The 17093-nt window shown below is 60.8% G+C and carries 14 protein-coding genes; 4 read left to right on the forward strand and 10 right to left on the reverse strand.

Annotated elements, in window-relative coordinates; all coding sequences use genetic code 11:
• Window positions 1-4: 4 nt before the first annotated feature.
• The 5 genes from ACWKV4_RS06230 to ftrA all read right to left on the reverse strand — a co-directional run bounded on the left by ACWKV4_RS06230 (window position 5) and on the right by ftrA (window position 3511).
• The gene (locus tag ACWKV4_RS06230) at window positions 5-661 is read right to left on the reverse strand and encodes a cytochrome c3 family protein (protein WP_483831215.1); all 657 of its coding nucleotides are present in this window, start codon (window positions 659-661) and stop codon (window positions 5-7) included.
• A gap of 12 nt (window positions 662-673) precedes the next feature.
• Complete coding sequence (locus ACWKV4_RS06235; protein WP_483831216.1) at window positions 674-1672, reverse strand: COX15/CtaA family protein; 999 nt, start codon at window positions 1670-1672, stop codon at window positions 674-676.
• 122 nt (window positions 1673-1794) lie between these two features.
• Window positions 1795-2085 carry a hypothetical protein gene (locus tag ACWKV4_RS06240; protein ID WP_483831217.1) on the reverse strand — a complete coding sequence of 97 codons (291 nt, stop codon included), beginning with the start codon at window positions 2083-2085 and terminating at the stop codon, window positions 1795-1797.
• 48 nt (window positions 2086-2133) lie between these two features.
• The gene (locus ACWKV4_RS06245) at window positions 2134-2445 is read right to left on the reverse strand and encodes a hypothetical protein (protein WP_483831218.1); all 312 of its coding nucleotides are present in this window, start codon (window positions 2443-2445) and stop codon (window positions 2134-2136) included.
• A gap of 52 nt (window positions 2446-2497) precedes the next feature.
• Window positions 2498-3511, reverse strand: a complete 1014-nt coding sequence (gene ftrA / locus ACWKV4_RS06250; RefSeq protein ID WP_483831219.1) for a transcriptional regulator FtrA — start codon at window positions 3509-3511, stop codon at window positions 2498-2500.
• Window positions 3512-3605: 94 nt separating this feature from the next.
• Here ftrA and ACWKV4_RS06255 point away from each other — a divergent pair, with 94 nt between their 5' ends.
• Window positions 3606-4037, forward strand: coding sequence for a rhodanese-like domain-containing protein (locus ACWKV4_RS06255; protein ID WP_483831220.1), 432 nt, complete (start codon window positions 3606-3608; stop codon window positions 4035-4037).
• A 393-nt stretch (window positions 4038-4430) separates the two neighbouring features.
• Here ACWKV4_RS06255 and ACWKV4_RS06260 read toward each other — a convergent pair whose 3' ends face one another.
• Window positions 4431-4829: a type III secretion system chaperone gene (locus ACWKV4_RS06260; protein WP_483831221.1), complete on the reverse strand. Its 399-nt coding sequence runs from the start codon at window positions 4827-4829 to the stop codon at window positions 4431-4433.
• Between the two features lie 1451 nt (window positions 4830-6280).
• On the opposite strand from ACWKV4_RS06260, the gene ACWKV4_RS06265 reads away from it, so the two are divergent.
• Window positions 6281-6475: a hypothetical protein gene (locus tag ACWKV4_RS06265; RefSeq protein WP_483831222.1), complete on the forward strand. Its 195-nt coding sequence runs from the start codon at window positions 6281-6283 to the stop codon at window positions 6473-6475.
• A 15-nt stretch (window positions 6476-6490) separates the two neighbouring features.
• Here the strand turns inward: ACWKV4_RS06265 and mgrA are convergent, their stop codons facing one another.
• Window positions 6491-7528, reverse strand: coding sequence for an L-glyceraldehyde 3-phosphate reductase (gene mgrA, locus ACWKV4_RS06270; RefSeq protein ID WP_483831223.1), 1038 nt, complete (start codon window positions 7526-7528; stop codon window positions 6491-6493).
• A 230-nt stretch (window positions 7529-7758) separates the two neighbouring features.
• Between mgrA and ACWKV4_RS06275 the strand changes: the two genes are divergently transcribed.
• Window positions 7759-9906: a GAF domain-containing protein gene (locus tag ACWKV4_RS06275; protein ID WP_483831224.1), complete on the forward strand. Its 2148-nt coding sequence runs from the start codon at window positions 7759-7761 to the stop codon at window positions 9904-9906.
• A gap of 145 nt (window positions 9907-10051) precedes the next feature.
• Here the strand turns inward: ACWKV4_RS06275 and ACWKV4_RS06280 are convergent, their stop codons facing one another.
• Together ACWKV4_RS06280 and ACWKV4_RS06285 are read right to left on the reverse strand one after the other, a co-directional pair.
• On the reverse strand, window positions 10052-12406 hold the full coding sequence (locus ACWKV4_RS06280) for a membrane-bound PQQ-dependent dehydrogenase, glucose/quinate/shikimate family (protein WP_483831225.1): 2355 nt from the start codon (window positions 12404-12406) through the stop codon (window positions 10052-10054).
• Between the two features lie 94 nt (window positions 12407-12500).
• Window positions 12501-13286 carry a substrate-binding periplasmic protein gene (locus ACWKV4_RS06285; RefSeq protein ID WP_483831226.1) on the reverse strand — a complete coding sequence of 262 codons (786 nt, stop codon included), beginning with the start codon at window positions 13284-13286 and terminating at the stop codon, window positions 12501-12503.
• 177 nt (window positions 13287-13463) lie between these two features.
• Here ACWKV4_RS06285 and ACWKV4_RS06290 point away from each other — a divergent pair, with 177 nt between their 5' ends.
• Window positions 13464-15497, forward strand: a complete 2034-nt coding sequence (locus ACWKV4_RS06290) for a hybrid sensor histidine kinase/response regulator (protein WP_483831227.1) — start codon at window positions 13464-13466, stop codon at window positions 15495-15497.
• Between the two features lie 59 nt (window positions 15498-15556).
• On the opposite strand, the gene ACWKV4_RS06295 is transcribed toward ACWKV4_RS06290, so the two are convergent.
• Window positions 15557-16960 carry a phosphatase domain-containing putative toxin gene (locus ACWKV4_RS06295; protein WP_483831228.1) on the reverse strand — a complete coding sequence of 468 codons (1404 nt, stop codon included), beginning with the start codon at window positions 16958-16960 and terminating at the stop codon, window positions 15557-15559.
• Window positions 16961-17093: the final 133 nt, after the last annotated feature.

The raw sequence follows: 17093 nt of genomic DNA on the forward strand, positions 1-17093 counted from the left end.
GGCATCACCTGTGGCACACGCTGCATGAGGTTAGCCCTTCGGTGTCGATGTGGTACTCGCGCAGCAGTTGCTCGCCTAGCGCCCGACGGTCTTGCGGCGACTGCCAGTCCATTTGAGTGACCGCTTCGCGCGGCCGCAGGCGCGGTGCCGGGTCGCGGTGGCAGTCCACGCACCATTGCATCTGGAAGGGTTCGGCGCGGCGCATCAGCGCCATGGTGTCGACCCGGCCGTGACACTCCACGCAGCCTACGCCCGCGGTGACATGCACGTCGTGTTGGAAGTACACGTAGTCCGGCACTTGCGCCACGCGGTTCCAATGCAGGGGCTCGTTGCGGGTCAGGCTCTGCCGTAAGGGTTCGAGCAGGTCGGCGTTGGTCCAGATCTGCGAATGGCAGGTCATGCAGGTTTCGGTAGGGGGCAGGCTGGCCTGGGCGCTGGTGGTCACACTGGTGTGGCAGTACTGGCAATCCAGTTTGAGCCCACCTACATGGTGCTGGTGTGAAAACGGAATGGGCTGGTCGATCGTCCAGCCTCGCAGGGTGGTGTAGTCCGAGCGAGCCAGCAGCTCGGCGCACAGGAACACGACAGCAAGCCCGCCGAATAGCCCTAGCAGCGTCAGGCGCAGCCAAAGGTCCGCACTGCGCGAGAAGATCTGCCCCATGATCAGCAGCCGTCACGGCGCATCGCGCACAAGCGCGGGCGGGGTGGGCCAGCGAGCAGTCGGCAAAGGCTGTCGAACTTGAACCCGCACGCCATGCACGCGAAGGCTTACCTGCGCCATTACCAGCACTAGCGCCGCGGCACCGGCGGTATGGGCCAACGCCAGGGGCAGCGCCGCCGCCTGTAAGGCCGTCACCGCGCCCAGTACACCTTGCCCTAGGCCTACAGCCATGAGGACGGCCGCGTGGCGGCGCAGGCCTTGGCGATAAAGCGCCAGGCTCAAAGCCGCCAATAGCGACGTCAAAACCAAAGCGCTCAGCCGATGCGCCATATGCAACCCGGCCCGCGCTTCAAATGACAGGCTGCCACTAAGGTAGCTAGGCCCGAGAGGTTGCCGGAGCTGAAGGCTGTTAGAAAAATCCAAGGCCTGCCAGGGCACGCCCGTGCAGCCAGGCAGCGTGGGGCAGATGGCACCGGCATGGTTGGTACTGGCCCAGCCGCCCAGGGCAACTTGGGCAACCAGCGCCATCAGGGCACACCAAGCTAAACGCCGCGCGGGTTTCGATGCCGGCAGGAGCGGTGTGGTAATGCGGAGCCGACGCCAATGAAGGTAGCCCAACCCCAGAGTAGTCAGCCCACCCAACAGGTGCAGGGTCACGACCTGCGGCCATACCTTGAGGGTAACGGTCCACATGCCCAAGGCGGCCTGAACCGCGATCACCGCCAGCATGATCAGGGCTATAGGCTGGCGCCACGTGTGCGCTCGCCAACTGAGCCAGGCCTGTATTGCCACCAGCAGCAGCAGGGCACCGGCCACATAGCGATGGATCATTTCTGTCCAGGCTTGGGGCGCTCCAGGGGCGCCAGGCGGTACGCTGAGGTGCCCATGGCAACCAGGCCAGTCAGGGCAACCTAGCCCTGAGCCAGTGAGCCGGGTATAGGCCCCCAATAGCACGACCATTAGCGCTAGCGATGTGATGAGCAGGGCGAGCACAGGCTGGAGGCGGCGCATGTTGTTACCTTATGTTTCGGAGCCGTAGTGTTCCTAGACCACAGCGAAACGGGTAATGCTGCATCCAAGCGTGCATGCAGTGGATGCCGGCCAGTGCGAGCGCCTGGCCGGTCGTAGGCGTGTTACTTGTTTGCGCCTTCGCCTTTCTTCTTAGTGTTGTCGGTTTCGTATTGGTTGTCGTTCATTTTTTCCGACTTGCCAGGCATCTGATCTTCTTTACGCTGCTTCACAGGGCCGGTATCGAGAATTCCAGTACCGGTTCCCTGATTGGATTTAGGCGTTTCCGCCGCGCCCGACCTGATTTCGGTATGAACGCCATCTTTATTGTGAGTCGTGTCAGCGGCCATTGCAGAGGTTGCCAGCAGTGAAGTGGCCAGCATCAGGCCAGCCAGGGCAGGTTTGTAAAAGCTCATGGGTGTCTCCTTGAAATAATATGCGCTCGGTGTCAACAACTCGGCCTGTTAGGGCCGGGCCGGTGCCCTGGAGCTATCTTTGTGTTCTTTACTAGGGGTGGTGTGCTGATCATGCTTCCCCGTTGGCGTTTTGGACGGGTCGACATGCTGCATATCCAGCGCGCCATTAGCCCCACTAGGGTTAGTGACTGGGGCATTGCCGCCATTGGCCGCCCCCGGCACGTCGGTCGCGGCCGGGGCGCCCATGCCTGGCGTGGCTGGGGCGGTATCTTCGGTGGTCTTGCCCGAAGCCGCCCAGCTGGTGCCAGACGCCAGCGCGAGGGCCAAACACAAAGGGGTCAAGTAGGGACGTAAGCTCATGAGCGTTCTCCTGATGACGACCAGCGTCAACGCCGATGCAGGGATGTACCCTTTAACCGACCGGTAAAGGCGCACAGACGTTCCCTTGGGGCGTCGGGCGTACCCCGGCCTTCTCCCCGAAGCGCAGCCGGTAGGCCGAGGGCGGAAGGCCGCTGTGCTTGCGAAACGCTCGGCGCAGTGCTTCCACCGAGCCGAAGCCACAGCGCTCCGCCAGTCGCTCCAGGGGCAGGGGGCTGCTTTCCAGTAGCTCCCTGGCCAGCGCCAAGCGCGCGGACTGCAGCCACGCCTTTGGGCTCATGCCGGTGGCGGCGGTAAAGCGCCGTAAGAAGGTACGCTCGCCCATCAGTGCCTGGCGCGCCATATTGGCTACGGTCAGCGGTTGATCGAGCCGCTTTCTAGCCCAGTCCAGCACCGGTGCCACGTCATTGCGAGCACTCTTGGCCACCGGCGCGGGAATGAATTGCAGCTGGCCCCCGGCCCGTTGGGGCGCCATGACCAGCCGACGGGCCACGCTATTGGCCACTGCCGTGCCGAAGTCCTGGGCCACCACGTGCAGGCAGGCATCGATACCCGCGGCGCTGCCGGCGGAGGTGATGATCTGCCCTGCATCCACATACAGCACTCCGGGGTCTACCTCGATAGCCGGGTAGCGGGCAGCTAATTCAGCGGTATAGCGCCAATGGGTAGTAGCGCGTTGACCCTCCAGCAAGCCGGCGGCGGCGAGCACGAATACCCCTGAGCAGATCGACAGCAGCCTTGTACCGCGCTCATAGGCCGCCCGCAGCGCGTTTAATAATGGAGCCGGTGGCGGCAGATGCCGGTCACGCCAGCCGGGGATCACAAGGGTGCTTGCCGTTAACAGACCTTCCAGCCCGCACTCTGCCACCACCTGTATGCCACCCATGGCGCGCAATGGGCCAGGTTCGGCGGCGACGATACGGTGTCGGTACCAGGGGAATTCGAACTCTGGCCGGGCCAGGCCGAAAATCTCCACGGCGATGCCAAATTCAAAGGTGCAAAGGCCGTCGTACGCCAGTATGGCGATGGTGCCGGGTGTCGTGTGCATTTGGCGGAAACCTGCCGGTGCTTGTCGTATCAGCCACTGTAGCGGCGGGGCCCTGGCAAATACAGTGAGGCTTCTTTTTTGTGGAGCGTTCAGCATGCCTAGCCTCGTCAGTCAAATCCCCGCCGCCGCTTCTTCGAGAGCGCTCGCTCATTTCGGCAACCGCTTGGCCTTCGAAACCGACTGCTCGGATGTTCACGCAAGCTTTCAGGCAGGGGAGGTGGACTACGTATTGCTGGATGTACGCGCACCCCAAGCGTTTGCGGCGGGGCATGTTCCAGGGGCGATCAACCTGCCTTATCGCAACCTCACCGCTGAACACATGGCCGCTTACGCACCCGATACGCTGTTCGTGGTGTATTGCGCCGGCCCCCACTGCAACGCGGTACACCGCGCTGCCGCACGCCTGGCCGCCCAGGGGTTCGCAGTCAAGGAGATGCTGGGCGGCATCACGGGGTGGCTGGATGAGGGTTTTGCCTTGAATCGAGAGGTGGATGAGCAGGTGAGCTTGGGATGTGGATGTGATTGATCGAAGCGCTTCGAAGTTTTCACTTAAACGCCCAGGCGTATTGCCCATTGGCTCGCAGGCGCTCCCGGCACCGGCAAAAGCCGCTACGCCTAACACGTATTGCCCGAGCTGTTGGGGCTACCGGTGCAAAGCCTGGTGAGACCGGACAAACAAACCAGGGGCACCAATGCCCTGCGCCGTGGCGCTAATACCCGGTCGATGGCGGCGCTGAGGAACTGGAGCCGGCATTGGCCGACCGCCTGGAAAGGGCTGTATTCAACGGCACGGATGCGCCCGCCAAGCGGGAGGTGGTCGCCAAGGCCTTCCGCACCGCCGAGCGCAGGGCAGGGTGGCGGGCTGATTATCAGCCGTTTACCCCTTCACACCGGCCCGGCTCCGCGCCGGGCCACGCCGTTATGCGTGCTGCCTCAATACGGCTTCGAGTTCCTGACCCAGAGCGATAAAGCCTGTTAGCGTCGAGACGAATTCCTGGCCACTGATGGTTAGTGGGTCAAACTGAGTACACAGGCGAAGGGTGTTATAGCTGTCCATCGCCACCCAGCAGCCGCGCATGGCGTTGGCTTCAAAGTTCAAGCGCAATAACAGCTCGTAGATGTCTGGAGTAATCACTCGCTGGTCGAGCATTGCTCTGTGAACAAATACCTGGGTGGCACCCGGCGGGAATTCCAGCGTCGCGGCTTCGTCCCGCCCATCCCTATAAAGCGCGCATACGCCGTTCTCCAAACTAAGCGTGCTACCGCAGGCCTTTGAAAGGTGAGCAAGCAACTCGTTCATCTTAAGGTGAGGGGTCATTGGGAGGGCTCTTTGTTCTGCATGGGTGGCTCTTCGGTCCAAACAGATGACTTATCGTTCTCGACAGGCAGCTCAGGTGGCTTTGTTTTGAAGAAACGATTTAAGTGACCCCCGAAGCTGGGGGTCACTTTGTCGAGTACTCTTTTTGCGAGAGATCTGTCAGCCACGGTCGTTGCTGACCAGGACGAGCTCATGGTTGCGCCAGGCCTGAGCGTAGGGCGCTGACTGTCCAGTGAATCGAGCTGCAGGCCCAGCACGGCGTTGCGGGTCAAGCGGGTAGGCATACCGCTGCCGCCGGAGGGCGACTCCAGGGGAGGCTTTTTTTTCAACTTACGGGTTGGCGACGTCGTGAGCTTATTCATTAATTTGGTGCCCGGTGCCAGCTTATTGATCAATCTAGCTGCCTTACCGGGCTCTGGGGCGGCCTTGGGCCGCGCGGGCGTTTCGTTGTTCAGAGTTCGCTTTGGCGGCGTCGGCGCTGTTCGCGGATTTTCAAAGGGTAGCGGCGGGGGCGAGGCTAACGTAGGTGTCGAAGCAACCCGCGGATTTTCTAAAGATCCCAGGGGTGGCGTCGATCCACGCCGTGGATCTTTGAGGGGCAGTGGTGGGGCCAACGCTGTTCGTGGATTTTCTGAAGATCCCGGCGGCATCAAACCCCGCCGTGGATCTTTGAGGGGCAGCGGCGGAGTCAATGCTGTTTGTGGATCTTCTAAGGGGCCTAGCGGCTTCGAAGCCTGCGGTGAAGTTTTTGGGGATAGTCGGTTTGCGTCAAGGCTGGTGTTTGAATCAAGCAACGTCAAGATCTCTTGCTCAAGCCTACGTTGCTGCTGTAGCTCAGGGCTCAAAAACCGCTCACGGCTTTTAAAGGCTGCAATAAGGGGAGACGCTATGTTTATAGCGTTGGTCTCGGCAGAGTGGGCCAATTTGCCAGGGGGTAGACTCAGCAGTGGTGCTGCATGCGCATTCTGCCCGAGCTTTAAAGGCGCAACCCTGAGGTGATCATCACTGATACCACCGCTACCCAGGATACTTGGAGCTTGCCGGCGCTGTGACAGGCCTGATAATGCCGGATGCTTGACAGGCTGCGAGCCGACCTCCGCTATTGCAGGCCGCACTGATTTATCTATCCCTATAGGCATTGAGTCCCCCTCCTTTTGAAGCCTAAGTGGGGCGTGGCTTTAACTCAGTTCCGACGAGAAATCAGTTTATTTTCTAGTGTGAATTTGGCCTGATACTCACACTGGAGTCATCCCATAATTGGCACTGTGACCTGCCTGGTCGGTTAGGCTAGAAGCAGGCTGTTTAACGAAGCGTTCGAGGGCCGCTACGACCCGGCAAAAACGGGTTGTATCGCTCTAGCACGCTAAAAAAGCCAAACCCGACCATCGGGCCTCAAACTTTGCCAAGCGGCGGCCGATACCCCTTTTGAGATGATTTCAAGAGAGCCGGGTATGACCACCGCACCGAACAACCAGCAGGCCAGGCAACACCCGGCCTTCGACGAACGCACCACAGCCCTGGTGGGGTTTGGCCTGCCTTTCAATGAAGTGGTAGGCCACCCTCGGGAGTTTCTGGTAGCGGATTTGCCCTTTCGCCTGGCCGCCACCATGAAAGGCGGGCGTATCGCGGTGCGCTTAAGGTCCTAAGCCTTAGTCATAACGTCACTCGGCACTGGAGGGCTTTTCCCACAGGTTGATCTTGCCTTCCACCGCAAAGCGGTCGATTTCGGCCAGTTCCTGATCGGTGAAGCTTAGGCGGCTCAACGCTGCGACATTTTCCACGATCTGCTCAGGCCGGCTGGCGCCAATCAGCGCACTGGTCACCCGAGGGTCGCGCAGGGTCCACGCCAGGGCCATTTGCGCCAGGCTTTGGCCACGGGCCTTGGCAATGTCATTAAGGGCTCGTACGTGGGCCAGGTTTTCTTCGGAAAGATGGCCTGCCTGTAGGGACTGGCCCCCGGGTTGGTTAACCCTGGCATCGGCCGGGGTGCCGTTGAGGTATTTGTCTGTCAGCAAGCCCTGTGCCAAAGGCGTGAAGGCAATTACGCCAGCGCCCAGTTCATCAGTGGTGTCGAGCAGGTCTTTTTCCACCCAACGATTAAGCAAGTTGTAAGCCGGCTGATGAATCAGCAGCGGGATGTTCCATTGCGTTAGCAGTGCGGCCATTTCCCGGGTTTTGCTGCCGGAATAGGAGCTTATTCCCACGTACAGCGCTTTACCTTGTTGCACCGCGGTAGCCAGCGCGCTTGCGGTTTCTTCCAACGGCGTATCGGGGTCGAAGCGGTGGGAGTAGAAAATATCCACGTACTCCAGGCCCATGCGCTGGAGGCTTTGATCAAGGCTGGCCAATACGTATTTGCGCGAGCCTCCGCCCTGGCCATAAGGGCCGGGCCACATGTCCCAGCCGGCTTTGGTGGAAATGATCAGCTCGTCCCGGTACGCGTGAAAATCTTCACGCAGAAGGCGCCCGAAGTTAATTTCGGCGCTGCCGTAGGGCGGGCCATAGTTGTTGGCCAGGTCGAAATGGTTGATGCCCAAATCGAAGGCCGTGCGCAGCAATGCCCGTTGACGGTCGATGGGCATGCTGTCGCCGAAGTTGTGCCATAGCCCCAGGGACAGGGCGGGCAGTACCAACCCACTGCGGCCCACGCGGCGATAGGGAATACGTTCGTAGCGATCACTGGCTGCTAGGTAGGTCATGTCAGGCCTTTTGTCAGGGGAGTGGCGGGTGCGTTACCCGGATATGGAAACCCCCACCAGGCACTGGTTCGAAACACCTTCTTTGTAAACGCATGAATGGCGTACTAGGATATTCAGCAAGCCTTTGGCGAGCCATTGGGCGCAAAGCGCAGGGCACGCCGGCGGCGGTTGGATGTCACAGCAATACGCTGCATGTTAATGTGGATGCTTCCCAGCGCTATAGGCTCGCCATGCCCTACGCTTTGCCCGGCCAGATCACACTAGAAAACTGCGAAAACGAGCCTATCCACACGCCGGGCTCGATTCAGCCCCACGGCGCCTTGGTTGCACTCGGTGACCAAGGGCAGGTGCTTACCCGTAGCCAGAACTTCCACAACCATGTGGGGGCAGAGGCGCGGCTGGGCGAAACCTTGCCCGCTGCCCTGCTTGAGCAACTGGCAGACTTAGTGGAGGCCGGCTTGGCCGCCAGTGATGGCTGGTCCGATAGCAGCCGCTACTGTCATGGCAACAATGGCTTTGATGTAATCGCGCACCGTTACCGTGGCGTGATGTACCTGGAATTCGAGCCGCAATCACTGCCCCAGAATGCCTTTTACCACTTGGCCGGCGACGCCCAGCGCATCATTGCGCAGATTCGCCATGCCCAGGACACACAAGTGCTGCTGGCGCGAGTCACCGCGCGTATCCGCGACCTCACGGGTTTCGATCGGGTAATGGCTTATCGTTTTCGCTCCGATGACTCGGGAGAGGTAGTGGCCGAAGCCCATCGGCCTGGCTTGGTGTCCTACCTTGGGCAGCGTTATCCAGCGTCGGACATTCCGGCCCAGGCCCGGCGCCTGTATATCCAGAATCCGACCCGGTTGATTGCAGACGTGGCTTACAGCCCGTCGCCCCTTGAGCCCTTGCTCAACCCGCAAACCGGCCGCCCCTTCGACCTTAGCTATTGTGAGTTGCGCAGCGTATCGCCCATTCACTGCGAATACCTGAGCAACATGGGCGTGCATGCCTCCATGAGCGTGTCCATCGTGGTAGGCGGCAAGCTGTGGGGGTTGTTTTCCTGCCATCACGATTCCACCAAAACCTTGGCTTACTCGGTGCGGTTGTCGTTCCAGATGGTCTCGCAGATTTGCTCGGCCCTGGTGGAACGCTTGGAGCAGATCCAGGAGGGTGAGGCCATCAACCTGGCGCAGACCCGTATCCACGCCCTTGAGGAGAACCTGCACGATGCGGACGACCTGATAGCCGCGTTGTGCCAGGGCCCAGGGCTGGGCCAGTTAGTGAACTGCGTGGACGTCGCCGTGTGCCTGAAGGGGCGAATTCAAACGCTCCATGGCATTGCCGACAGCGCGGCGAAGCGGGTGTATGACTATTTAGGCTACCTGAGCGAACACCCTCTCTATGCCTTGGAGCGCTGGCCTGAGGCACAGCCTGAGCCAGAGCAGGGCTTGTGCGGCGTGTTGGCGGTGCGCTTTGACCGGCGCGAAGACGGTTGGATCATGTGGTTCCGCCCCGAGCAGGTAGAGAACGTGCGCTGGGGCGGCAAGCCGGAAAAAATCGTGGACATTGGCCCTTCGGGCGCCCGGTTGACCCCTCGCGGTTCATTCGAAGCCTGGGAAGAGGTGGTGCGCGGGCAGTCCACGCCCTGGTCGCGTATCGACCGCACAGTGGCCGAGCAACTGCGCCAGGCCATCGCAAACGTGGTGTACAACCGTGTGAGCAACATCAATAGCATGCGCCAGATGCTGATCGCCGCCCTGGGCCATGACCTGCGTACCCCCTTGCAGTCCATCACCATGGCAGCTTCCATGCTGTCGAGCGACGAGCAGCGAACCGCCAGGCTACGCCAGAGCATCGCCACGTCATCCGGGCGTATGAGCCGGCTGGTCAGCCATGTGATGGAACTGAGCCGCCTGCAGGCCGGGTTGGGCATGGCCTTGACCCGGGTACCTACGGACATTTCCGCCTTGCTGGAAGATCTGGCCAGCGAGGCGGAGCTGGCCTACCCAGGCCTGTACCTGGAGCGAGATATCGAACCGAACCTCAAGGCCAGCCTGGACCCTGATCGCCTGGCCCAAGTGGTGATCAACCTGATCGGTAACGCCAGCCAGCATGGGGTTGGCAACCGTGCGCGGTTAAGCCTGCGTGGTGGTGCTGGCGAACTGAACTTGGCCATTGCCAATGCCGCCGCCCCGATGAGCGAAGACCGCTTGAAAAACCTGTTCGCGCCGCTCAAGGGCACAACCAGCCAGCAGAGCAACCGTGATGGGCTTGGACTCGGACTGTACATTTCTGACGCCATTGCCCGTGCCCATGGTGGGCGAATCGTTGCCGAGCAGGGCAATGGCGAAGTGAGCTTCAGGGTAAGTATTCCGGCATAGGGCTTTGATTTAAATAGGGTTTGACTCCCCTCGAAAACACCGCTCCCTCTTTGCGCTAACCACCCGCGGCGCTCCCCGGTAACGCCTTCGAACCGGGTGAGTACCGCGTGGTATTTGAGACCGGCGCTGACTACCAGCGCCAGCATCAATCCAGGCGAAACGCGATAACGCTATCCCCCAGGGTGGTACCCAGGCCGCTATGGCCACCGGCGGCGATGATCACGTATTGCTTGCCATCCCGGCCCTGGTAAGTAGAAGGGGTAGCCTGGGCGCCGGCGGGCAGCTCTTTTTCCCAGAGCAGCTCGCCGGTGTCTACCGCATAGGCGCGAATGAAGTTATCCGCGGTGGCGCCGTGAAAAACCACGCCACCGGCTGTCAGTAATGGGCCGCCGTGGGCCACCATGCCCACCGGGAAGCCCACGGGGAAACGCCCCGGCAAAAAGGCGGTTTTCAGGTTCTTGGTCGTGCCGGCGCGGCGCATCCACTGGGTTTTGCCGGTGTTCAGGTCCACCCCCACCAACCGGCCCCAGGGCGGCGCCATGCAGGGAATACCCAAGCCTGACGCAAACTGTTTGATACGAATGGCGTACTCCCCTTGGAAGTTCTCGTTCCAGTAAGGGGTGCCTTCTTCAGTAAATAACCGCTTCTCGGCGGTATTGGCGGTGCGTTTGATCAACTGGTACTTGTAAGCCAGGCGCACCGGGGCGGCGATCAGCAGTTGCCGGTCCGGGTCGACCGCGACCGAGCCCCAGTTGAATACCCCGATGTTGCCGGGGAAGATCAACGAGCCCTTTTCCGTAGCGGGGGTCCAGGGATTACCGTCGTAGCGCAGCTGATTGAAACTCAGGCGGCAACTCATCTGGTCGAAGGGCGTCAGGCCCCACATAGAGGCCTCCTTAAGCGGTTCCGGGATGAAGTTAAGCGCCGATACCGGTTGGGTAGCGGCAAAGCGTTCACCCGTTACGCCACCCTCGGTGCTGACCTTTACCTGCTGCACCGGCAGGATCGGCTGGCCGGTAAGGCGGTTGAGCACAAACAGGTTACCCACCTTGGTGGGTACCACGATCGCCGGTTGGGTGTTGCCGGCGTGGCCCAGGTTCAGCAGGCTGGGTTGGGATGGAATGTCCCGGTCCCACAGGTCGTGATTGGCGGTCTGAAAGCGCCATTTCAGCGCGCCGGTGTGCAGGTCCAGGGCTACCAGGGCATCCCGGGAGGCTTCGGCGGCGCTGTCAGGGTTGCGCTTGGCGCCCAGTTCATCGGGCGAGGCATTGCCAAAGGGCACAAACACGAGCCCGTTGTTCAGGTCCGCGCTCAAGGTGCCCCAGGCCACGGGAGTGTCTTGGGGGTAGGTGTTGCCAGGGGCCAAGGGCGTGGTGTCGCTGGGGTTGGCAGGGTCGAAGTTCCATACCAGCCGGCCGGTGATCGCGTCATAGGCGCGAATCACCCCAGAGGGGTTGCCTTGCTCGTAACCGTTATCCATCACCGAGCCGCCCACCACCACTAACCCCCCGGCTACCAGGGGCGCGGCGGTCTGCATCAGGGCGTGGGGGCGGATCCTCCCCATATTGGCCGAAAGGTCCACGACTCCCGCATTGCCAAAGCCTGGGCAAAACTCACCGGTGTCAGCATCCAAGGCAATCAGCCGGGCGTCGGCGGTGGCGCTGAAGATGCGCTTGGCACAGTGCCCGACAGTATCGGTAGAGGAGGTGGTGGCAAAGTAGCTTACGCCCCGGCAAGTCTGATGCTGCTGCAGGTAGGAGCGGTCTTTTTCTGGCGCGTACTTCCAGGCCAGCGCACCGGTTTCAGGGTTCAGGGCGTGTATTTCGTTGTGGGCGGTACACAGGTAGACCCGATCATTGACCTTCAAGGGCGTGGCTTCGAACGTGTATTCCCGAGCATCCTTGGCCGGGTCGCGCAGGTCGCCGGTGTGGTATTCCCAGGCCACCGACAGCTGGTGAACATTCTTGCGGTTGATCTGCTCCAGGCTGGAGAAACGCTGACCGTCCTGGGTACCCCCATAGGCGGTCCAGTCCTCACCGGCGCTGCCAGGCGCGCGCTCGATGGTGGCTGAACCTCCCAGGGTGCCTTCGACCGGGTAGGGGTCATAGCACATCAGCCCTGCCACCAACGCCAGCATCACGGCCAAGGTTGCGCTAAGAAACGGATGAACGCGCCGCTGGCCAGCGGGGTCAAGCGGCCGTACGACCCAGGGCATGGCCAGCCACAGCCCAAGCAGCGCGAACAGGTCGCCACGGGGAATCCATTGCCATTTGTCCAAGCCGGCTTCGGCGACGATCCACGCCAAAATAGCCCACATCAGTAAGCCATAAAGCGTCAGCGCTGCTTTTTTGCGCAGGTACAGCAGCACCGCCGTAGCCAGTACCGCAGCGCCAATGGCCAGATAGGCTGGCGAACCACCAGCCAAGGCTAGCTCACCGCCCATGTAGAGCAATGCCAATGCAAACAGCGCCATCAGCGCGCCGGTGAGCTTCAAGACCATTGTTTTGTTCCCAGGATGCCCATGGATGATGTGCTCAGACCACAGGATCGGGCGCCGGTGCGCTTCACGGCAGGTGTGTACCGCCAGTGTTCGGTCAAGGGCTGGTCAGGGCATGGCCGGCCAGCCAGCGCTGGACGATGGCATCATAGGTACCGTTGGCCTTGATGGCCGCCAGGCCTTGGCGAAAGCTGGCCACCAGCGAAGCCGGTGTGCCGTTGCTGAATGCCATGTTGATGCCGCCTTCGCTGTTGAGCTCGTGCAACTCCAAGGAGCGTACCAAGGCCTTGGCTGGGTCCTCGCCGTTGCGGCGGGTGAGGTACAGGGCGTTGAGCTCGTTGGAGATCCACAACTCCACATGATCGACCTTGAGCATCTGGTAGTTGGTTTCGTAGCGGTTGGTGGACTGCACTTCGAAGCCAGGCTTGAACCCTCGGCTGATCAAGTACTGCTGGCCCACGTCCATATTGACGGCGGCAATCTGATGCCCCCTGGCATCATCCAGGCCGTTCAGGCGCAGTGGCCGCTCGGCCAGGCTGAACAGGTACCACTTCATCGGTGCGATCTCGCCTACCCACTGGAAAGCAGCCTCCCGCTCAGGGGTACGCACGATGGAATAGATCAGCACCCCCGGCACACTCAGGGCACGGTCATACGCTCGCGCCCAGGGCATCACGTGTACCGGCGCCTCCACCCCGGCGTGCCGCATCACCGCCTGTACGATCTCGGTGCTCAGGCCAGTGACCCGCCCGTGCTCGGTCATGTTGTAAGGGGGCAGCTCTTCGGTGACCACTTCTATCGCTGGGGCGCCTGCTGCCTCGCGGGCCAGGCCCAGCAGCGCCAAGCCCAGCGCTATCAGCGCGCCCCTGTGTGGTTTGCCCATGTCCGTGTCCTCCATTTCCAGCGGGGGCCTAGCATTACAGGTATAGCTTACCCATAAGGGCAGGGCGTGAGTGGTGAGGTACCTTGGCTGGGTACTAATTCCCATCGGCCTGCCCAGGGGTATGGTAAATTTCCGGCGAGCGCAGAGGCGCCACGGGCATAAGAGGTCGCAAGGTTTATGGTTCAGCATGGCTGCTTGGCAGGCGAGGGGGAGTGCGCGCGGCGGCTGCGCGGCATTGACTGGGCAAACACCCCATTGGGTGAAGTCGACAACTGGCCGTTGTCCTTGCAAACCGCGCTGCGCATCGTGCTCAACTCCCAGTTCCCCATGATGGTGCACTGGGGCCCGGAGTTGATCACCTTTTATAACGACGCCTACGCCCCGAGCCTTGGCAACAAGCACCCGGGCAACCTCGGCGGCCCCGCCAAGCAATGGTGGGCTGAAATGTGGGACCAGCTCACGCCCATCTTTGACCAGGTACGTGCAGGCAAGGCCTATTATGTCGAAGACGCCTGCTACACCCCGGACCGTGACGGTGGCAGCCGCGAGGCGTATTTCACCCATTGCCACAGCCCCCTCTGGGATGATCAGGGCCAGATCGCCGGGATCTTCCTGGTAGTCACCGAAACGACCCGTGGCATCCTTGCCGAGCGCCGTCTCAAGGATATGAATGCCCATCTCGAAGAGCTGGTAGTAGAGCGCACCGAAGACCGTAATGCGCTCTGGCAGCTGTCCCAAGACATGATGCTGCGCTGCACCCTCGATGGCCTGATCACCGCGGTCAACCCCGCGTGGACGGAATGCCTGGGTTGGCTTGAGACCGAACTATTGGGCGGCAACCTGTTCGCGCTGGTGCATCCCGATGACCTAGCGCTTACCCAGGCAGGGGCCGCCGAGCTCGCCCAGGGCATCGGCCATACCCGCTTCGATAACCGTTACCGGCATAAAGACGGCAGTTACCGCTGGATCAGCTGGTCGACCCGCGCCAGCGACGGGACGATCAATGCCGTTGGCCGGGACTTTACCGACGAGCAACGGCGGATCGACGCGCTGGTGCTTGCCGAAGACGCTATGCGTCAGTCCCAGAAAATGGAAGCAGTGGGGCAGTTGACCGGTGGCATGGCCCACGATTTCAATAACTTGCTGACCATCATGCGCTCGTCGGTGGACTTCCTGCGCCGCCCAGACCTCACTGAAACCCGCCGCCAGCGTTACCTCACGGCGGTCTCTGAAACCGTGGACCGCGCCGCCAAGCTTACCGCTCAGTTGCTGGCCTTCGCCCGCCGCCAGGCGTTAAAGCCTGAGGTGTTCGAGGTGGGGCAAAAACTTCGGGCACTCACCGACATGCTCAATACCCTGATGGGCGCGCGCATTTTGGTGAGCACCCGGTTGCCGAGCACACCCTGTTTTATCGAGGCTGATACCAACCAGTTCGAGAACGCGCTGATCAACCTGGCAGTCAACGCCCGCGACGCCATGGCCGGTGCCGGTACCCTGGTGGTGGAACTGCGAACCAACGTGCCGCTGCCGGCCATCCGCGGCCATGCCGCCGCTCCAGGCCGTTTCGCCGAGATTCAGATGACCGACACCGGTGGCGGCATTCCAGAGGACACCCTGGGGCGCATCTTCGAACCCTTCTTTACCACCAAAGAAGTGGGCAAGGGCACAGGGCTGGGGCTGTCCCAGGTGTTCGGCTTCGCCAAACAGTCCGGAGGTGACGTTACGGTGCACAGCACCTCTGGGCAGGGCGCGGTGTTCAGCGTGTTCTTACCGGAAATCGTACCGGCTTCCGATCCCTTGCCACTGACGATGACCGATGAAACCGCAGCACCCATGGGTACGGGCCAGCGGGTATTGGTGGTGGAGGACAACATCGAGGTTGGCCGTTTCGCCGCGCAGATGCTCGAAGACCTCGGCTACAGCCCCGCCTGGGCGGTGAACGCCGAAGAGGCCCTGAGTATCCTGGGCCACGATGGGGCTGGCTTCGATGTCGTGTTTTCCGATGTGGTCATGCCTGGCATGGGCGGGCTAGAGTTGGCCCGCATACTCAAGGCGCGCCTGCCTCGGCTGCCGGTGGTGCTTGCCACCGGTTACAGCCACGAACTGGCCCAGGACGGCGCCCGAGGCTACGAACTCTTGAACAAGCCTTACTCCACCGAAGAGCTGGGCCAGATTCTCAGGCGGTGTACCGGTGGTAAAGCCACTCGGTGAAGCTGCGCTGGGAGCTTTCACCAGGCAGCGGTTTCAAAATTCCGCCGTCGATCTATTTCTTATTTGACCATCATTTTTGCCCGCCACTGTGTCCAGTTCAGAGGTAGCCCGCCGGGGTTGTGGGCGGCGTAGTTGTGGAATGCATGTAAGAATTCCAGCCTGTCCTTCAAGAACGGCCGCTTGACGTCCGACCCTCGGTCGACATCCGTCATATTGTAGTCGTAGCTCAGCTTGGCCATACGGTCGATGATGGTGTGCGCAGAATACTTCTGTGCGTTCTTGAGCATGTCCATCATGGTCATAGCCGTAGTGGTACGACCGCGACCCCCCAGGCAATGCACCACGATCGCCTCGTTTGCCTGCAGGCAGTGGCGCATAATTTCCACCAGTTCGTCAGTCGCTTCCGGGCTGGGCCGGTTGTGGTCGGTAATGGCTACGCGGCGATAGGTGGCATCGGCGGAGGTGACTATTTGCTCTTCGCTTTGAATGTGCAAACCCTCCAGCTTTGTTGTTTGCGGGTCACTTTTAGTACCTTTCACATAAGCGGCATCGACCAGTGTTATCGAGTCGTTTTGCTTAAGTTGCTTAAAGATGGCCTTCTCGCGTGCAGCTTGCTCAGTTTTAGGTAGGCCCGGATGAGCCCAGTCCATCGGCCCACGGAACGTGACAGGTAAACCATTGATCACGGCATGCGGTTCTTCGCGCAAATCCAGCACCGTGAGTGGTCCATTTCCAAGAGCATGGCGAATATCATTAACCTGTTTTACCGACGAAATACGCTCGCAGCCCGCCAACTTCAAATCGCTCAATCCACCCTTTTCCATCTCCTGGGGGAGTGTGCTCAGGTCAGTGGTTGCACGGAAATACGCCATTTTTCCATCCTTGGGTGGCGGCATTTTGTCGATCACCATCACGCATTGGTCTTCGTTCTCCCTAGGCGGCACCGCGTACTGCAAGAAGGTACGGTTGAGGCCTAATTGTGCCCGCTCGCCAGCAGCGGGAGCCTGTTGAGCAGAGGCGGAGGGGGAATCAGGGCTAGTCAGGTCTAGGAATGCGTCATCTTTAGGGCCCTGCAAACGAGCGCTGATGAGGTCGTAATGGGATGGACCATTTAATCGAGCTTCGAGCGTCAATGTGCTGGTTAAGTTAGCGGCCCCCGTGATGTTAGCGCCCGCTGGAGGTTTAACCGCCGCTTTATAGATCACGTGCCCTGGGGTAACGGAATGAAGTTGAAAGGCCTCGTGACGCAAAGCGTCTCTTACCAATGATGTAATCCGCAGGTCGCTTTTGTCAGAACGAGTTTCAGCGTTTTTCAGCCCCAAAATAGCGTTGTCACTGAGTCGGGAAGGTGAGAGTTTGTCGGGGTGAGGAAGCTGGGCGGGAAGCGTTGGCGCTTGCGCCCCGCGCTCGACATCGATTGGCGTAAGGATAGGTTGGGCCGGAGCACCTTTGAGCGAAATCATTATTGGCCTTTTTTCTTATGAGCTCATCGGCCGCACGCAGCGACCGGGATCCATTGAGTGGCAAAAAGGGCTGGTGGGTTCCGAAAGTGGCCATCTAAACGATGGCCTGGCCTGCGAGTAAGTACGCTGGCAG

This window comes from Pseudomonas artemisiae, from assembly GCF_057128685.1.

Excerpts from the sequence above, each read along its gene's own strand:
- ACWKV4_RS06290 (WP_483831227.1), top strand. The coding sequence starts at position 13,464 with ATGGTTCAGCATGGCTGCTTGGCAGGCGAGGGGGAGTGCGCGCGGCGG.
- ACWKV4_RS06235 (WP_483831216.1), bottom strand. The coding sequence starts at position 1,672 with ATGCGCCGCCTCCAGCCTGTGCTCGCCCTGCTCATCACATCGCTAGCG.
- ACWKV4_RS06230 (WP_483831215.1), bottom strand. The coding sequence starts at position 661 with ATGGGGCAGATCTTCTCGCGCAGTGCGGACCTTTGGCTGCGCCTGACG.
- ACWKV4_RS06240 (WP_483831217.1), bottom strand. The coding sequence starts at position 2,085 with ATGAGCTTTTACAAACCTGCCCTGGCTGGCCTGATGCTGGCCACTTCA.
- mgrA (WP_483831223.1), bottom strand. The coding sequence starts at position 7,528 with ATGACCTACCTAGCAGCCAGTGATCGCTACGAACGTATTCCCTATCGC.
- ACWKV4_RS06255 (WP_483831220.1), top strand. The coding sequence starts at position 3,606 with ATGCCTAGCCTCGTCAGTCAAATCCCCGCCGCCGCTTCTTCGAGAGCG.
- ftrA (WP_483831219.1), bottom strand. The coding sequence starts at position 3,511 with ATGCACACGACACCCGGCACCATCGCCATACTGGCGTACGACGGCCTT.
- ACWKV4_RS06295 (WP_483831228.1), bottom strand. The coding sequence starts at position 16,960 with ATGATTTCGCTCAAAGGTGCTCCGGCCCAACCTATCCTTACGCCAATC.
- ACWKV4_RS06260 (WP_483831221.1), bottom strand. The coding sequence starts at position 4,829 with ATGACCCCTCACCTTAAGATGAACGAGTTGCTTGCTCACCTTTCAAAG.
- ACWKV4_RS06285 (WP_483831226.1), bottom strand. The coding sequence starts at position 13,286 with ATGGGCAAACCACACAGGGGCGCGCTGATAGCGCTGGGCTTGGCGCTG.
- ACWKV4_RS06265 (WP_483831222.1), top strand. The coding sequence starts at position 6,281 with ATGACCACCGCACCGAACAACCAGCAGGCCAGGCAACACCCGGCCTTC.
- ACWKV4_RS06280 (WP_483831225.1), bottom strand. The coding sequence starts at position 12,406 with ATGGTCTTGAAGCTCACCGGCGCGCTGATGGCGCTGTTTGCATTGGCA.
- ACWKV4_RS06275 (WP_483831224.1), top strand. The coding sequence starts at position 7,759 with ATGCCCTACGCTTTGCCCGGCCAGATCACACTAGAAAACTGCGAAAAC.
- ACWKV4_RS06245 (WP_483831218.1), bottom strand. The coding sequence starts at position 2,445 with ATGAGCTTACGTCCCTACTTGACCCCTTTGTGTTTGGCCCTCGCGCTG.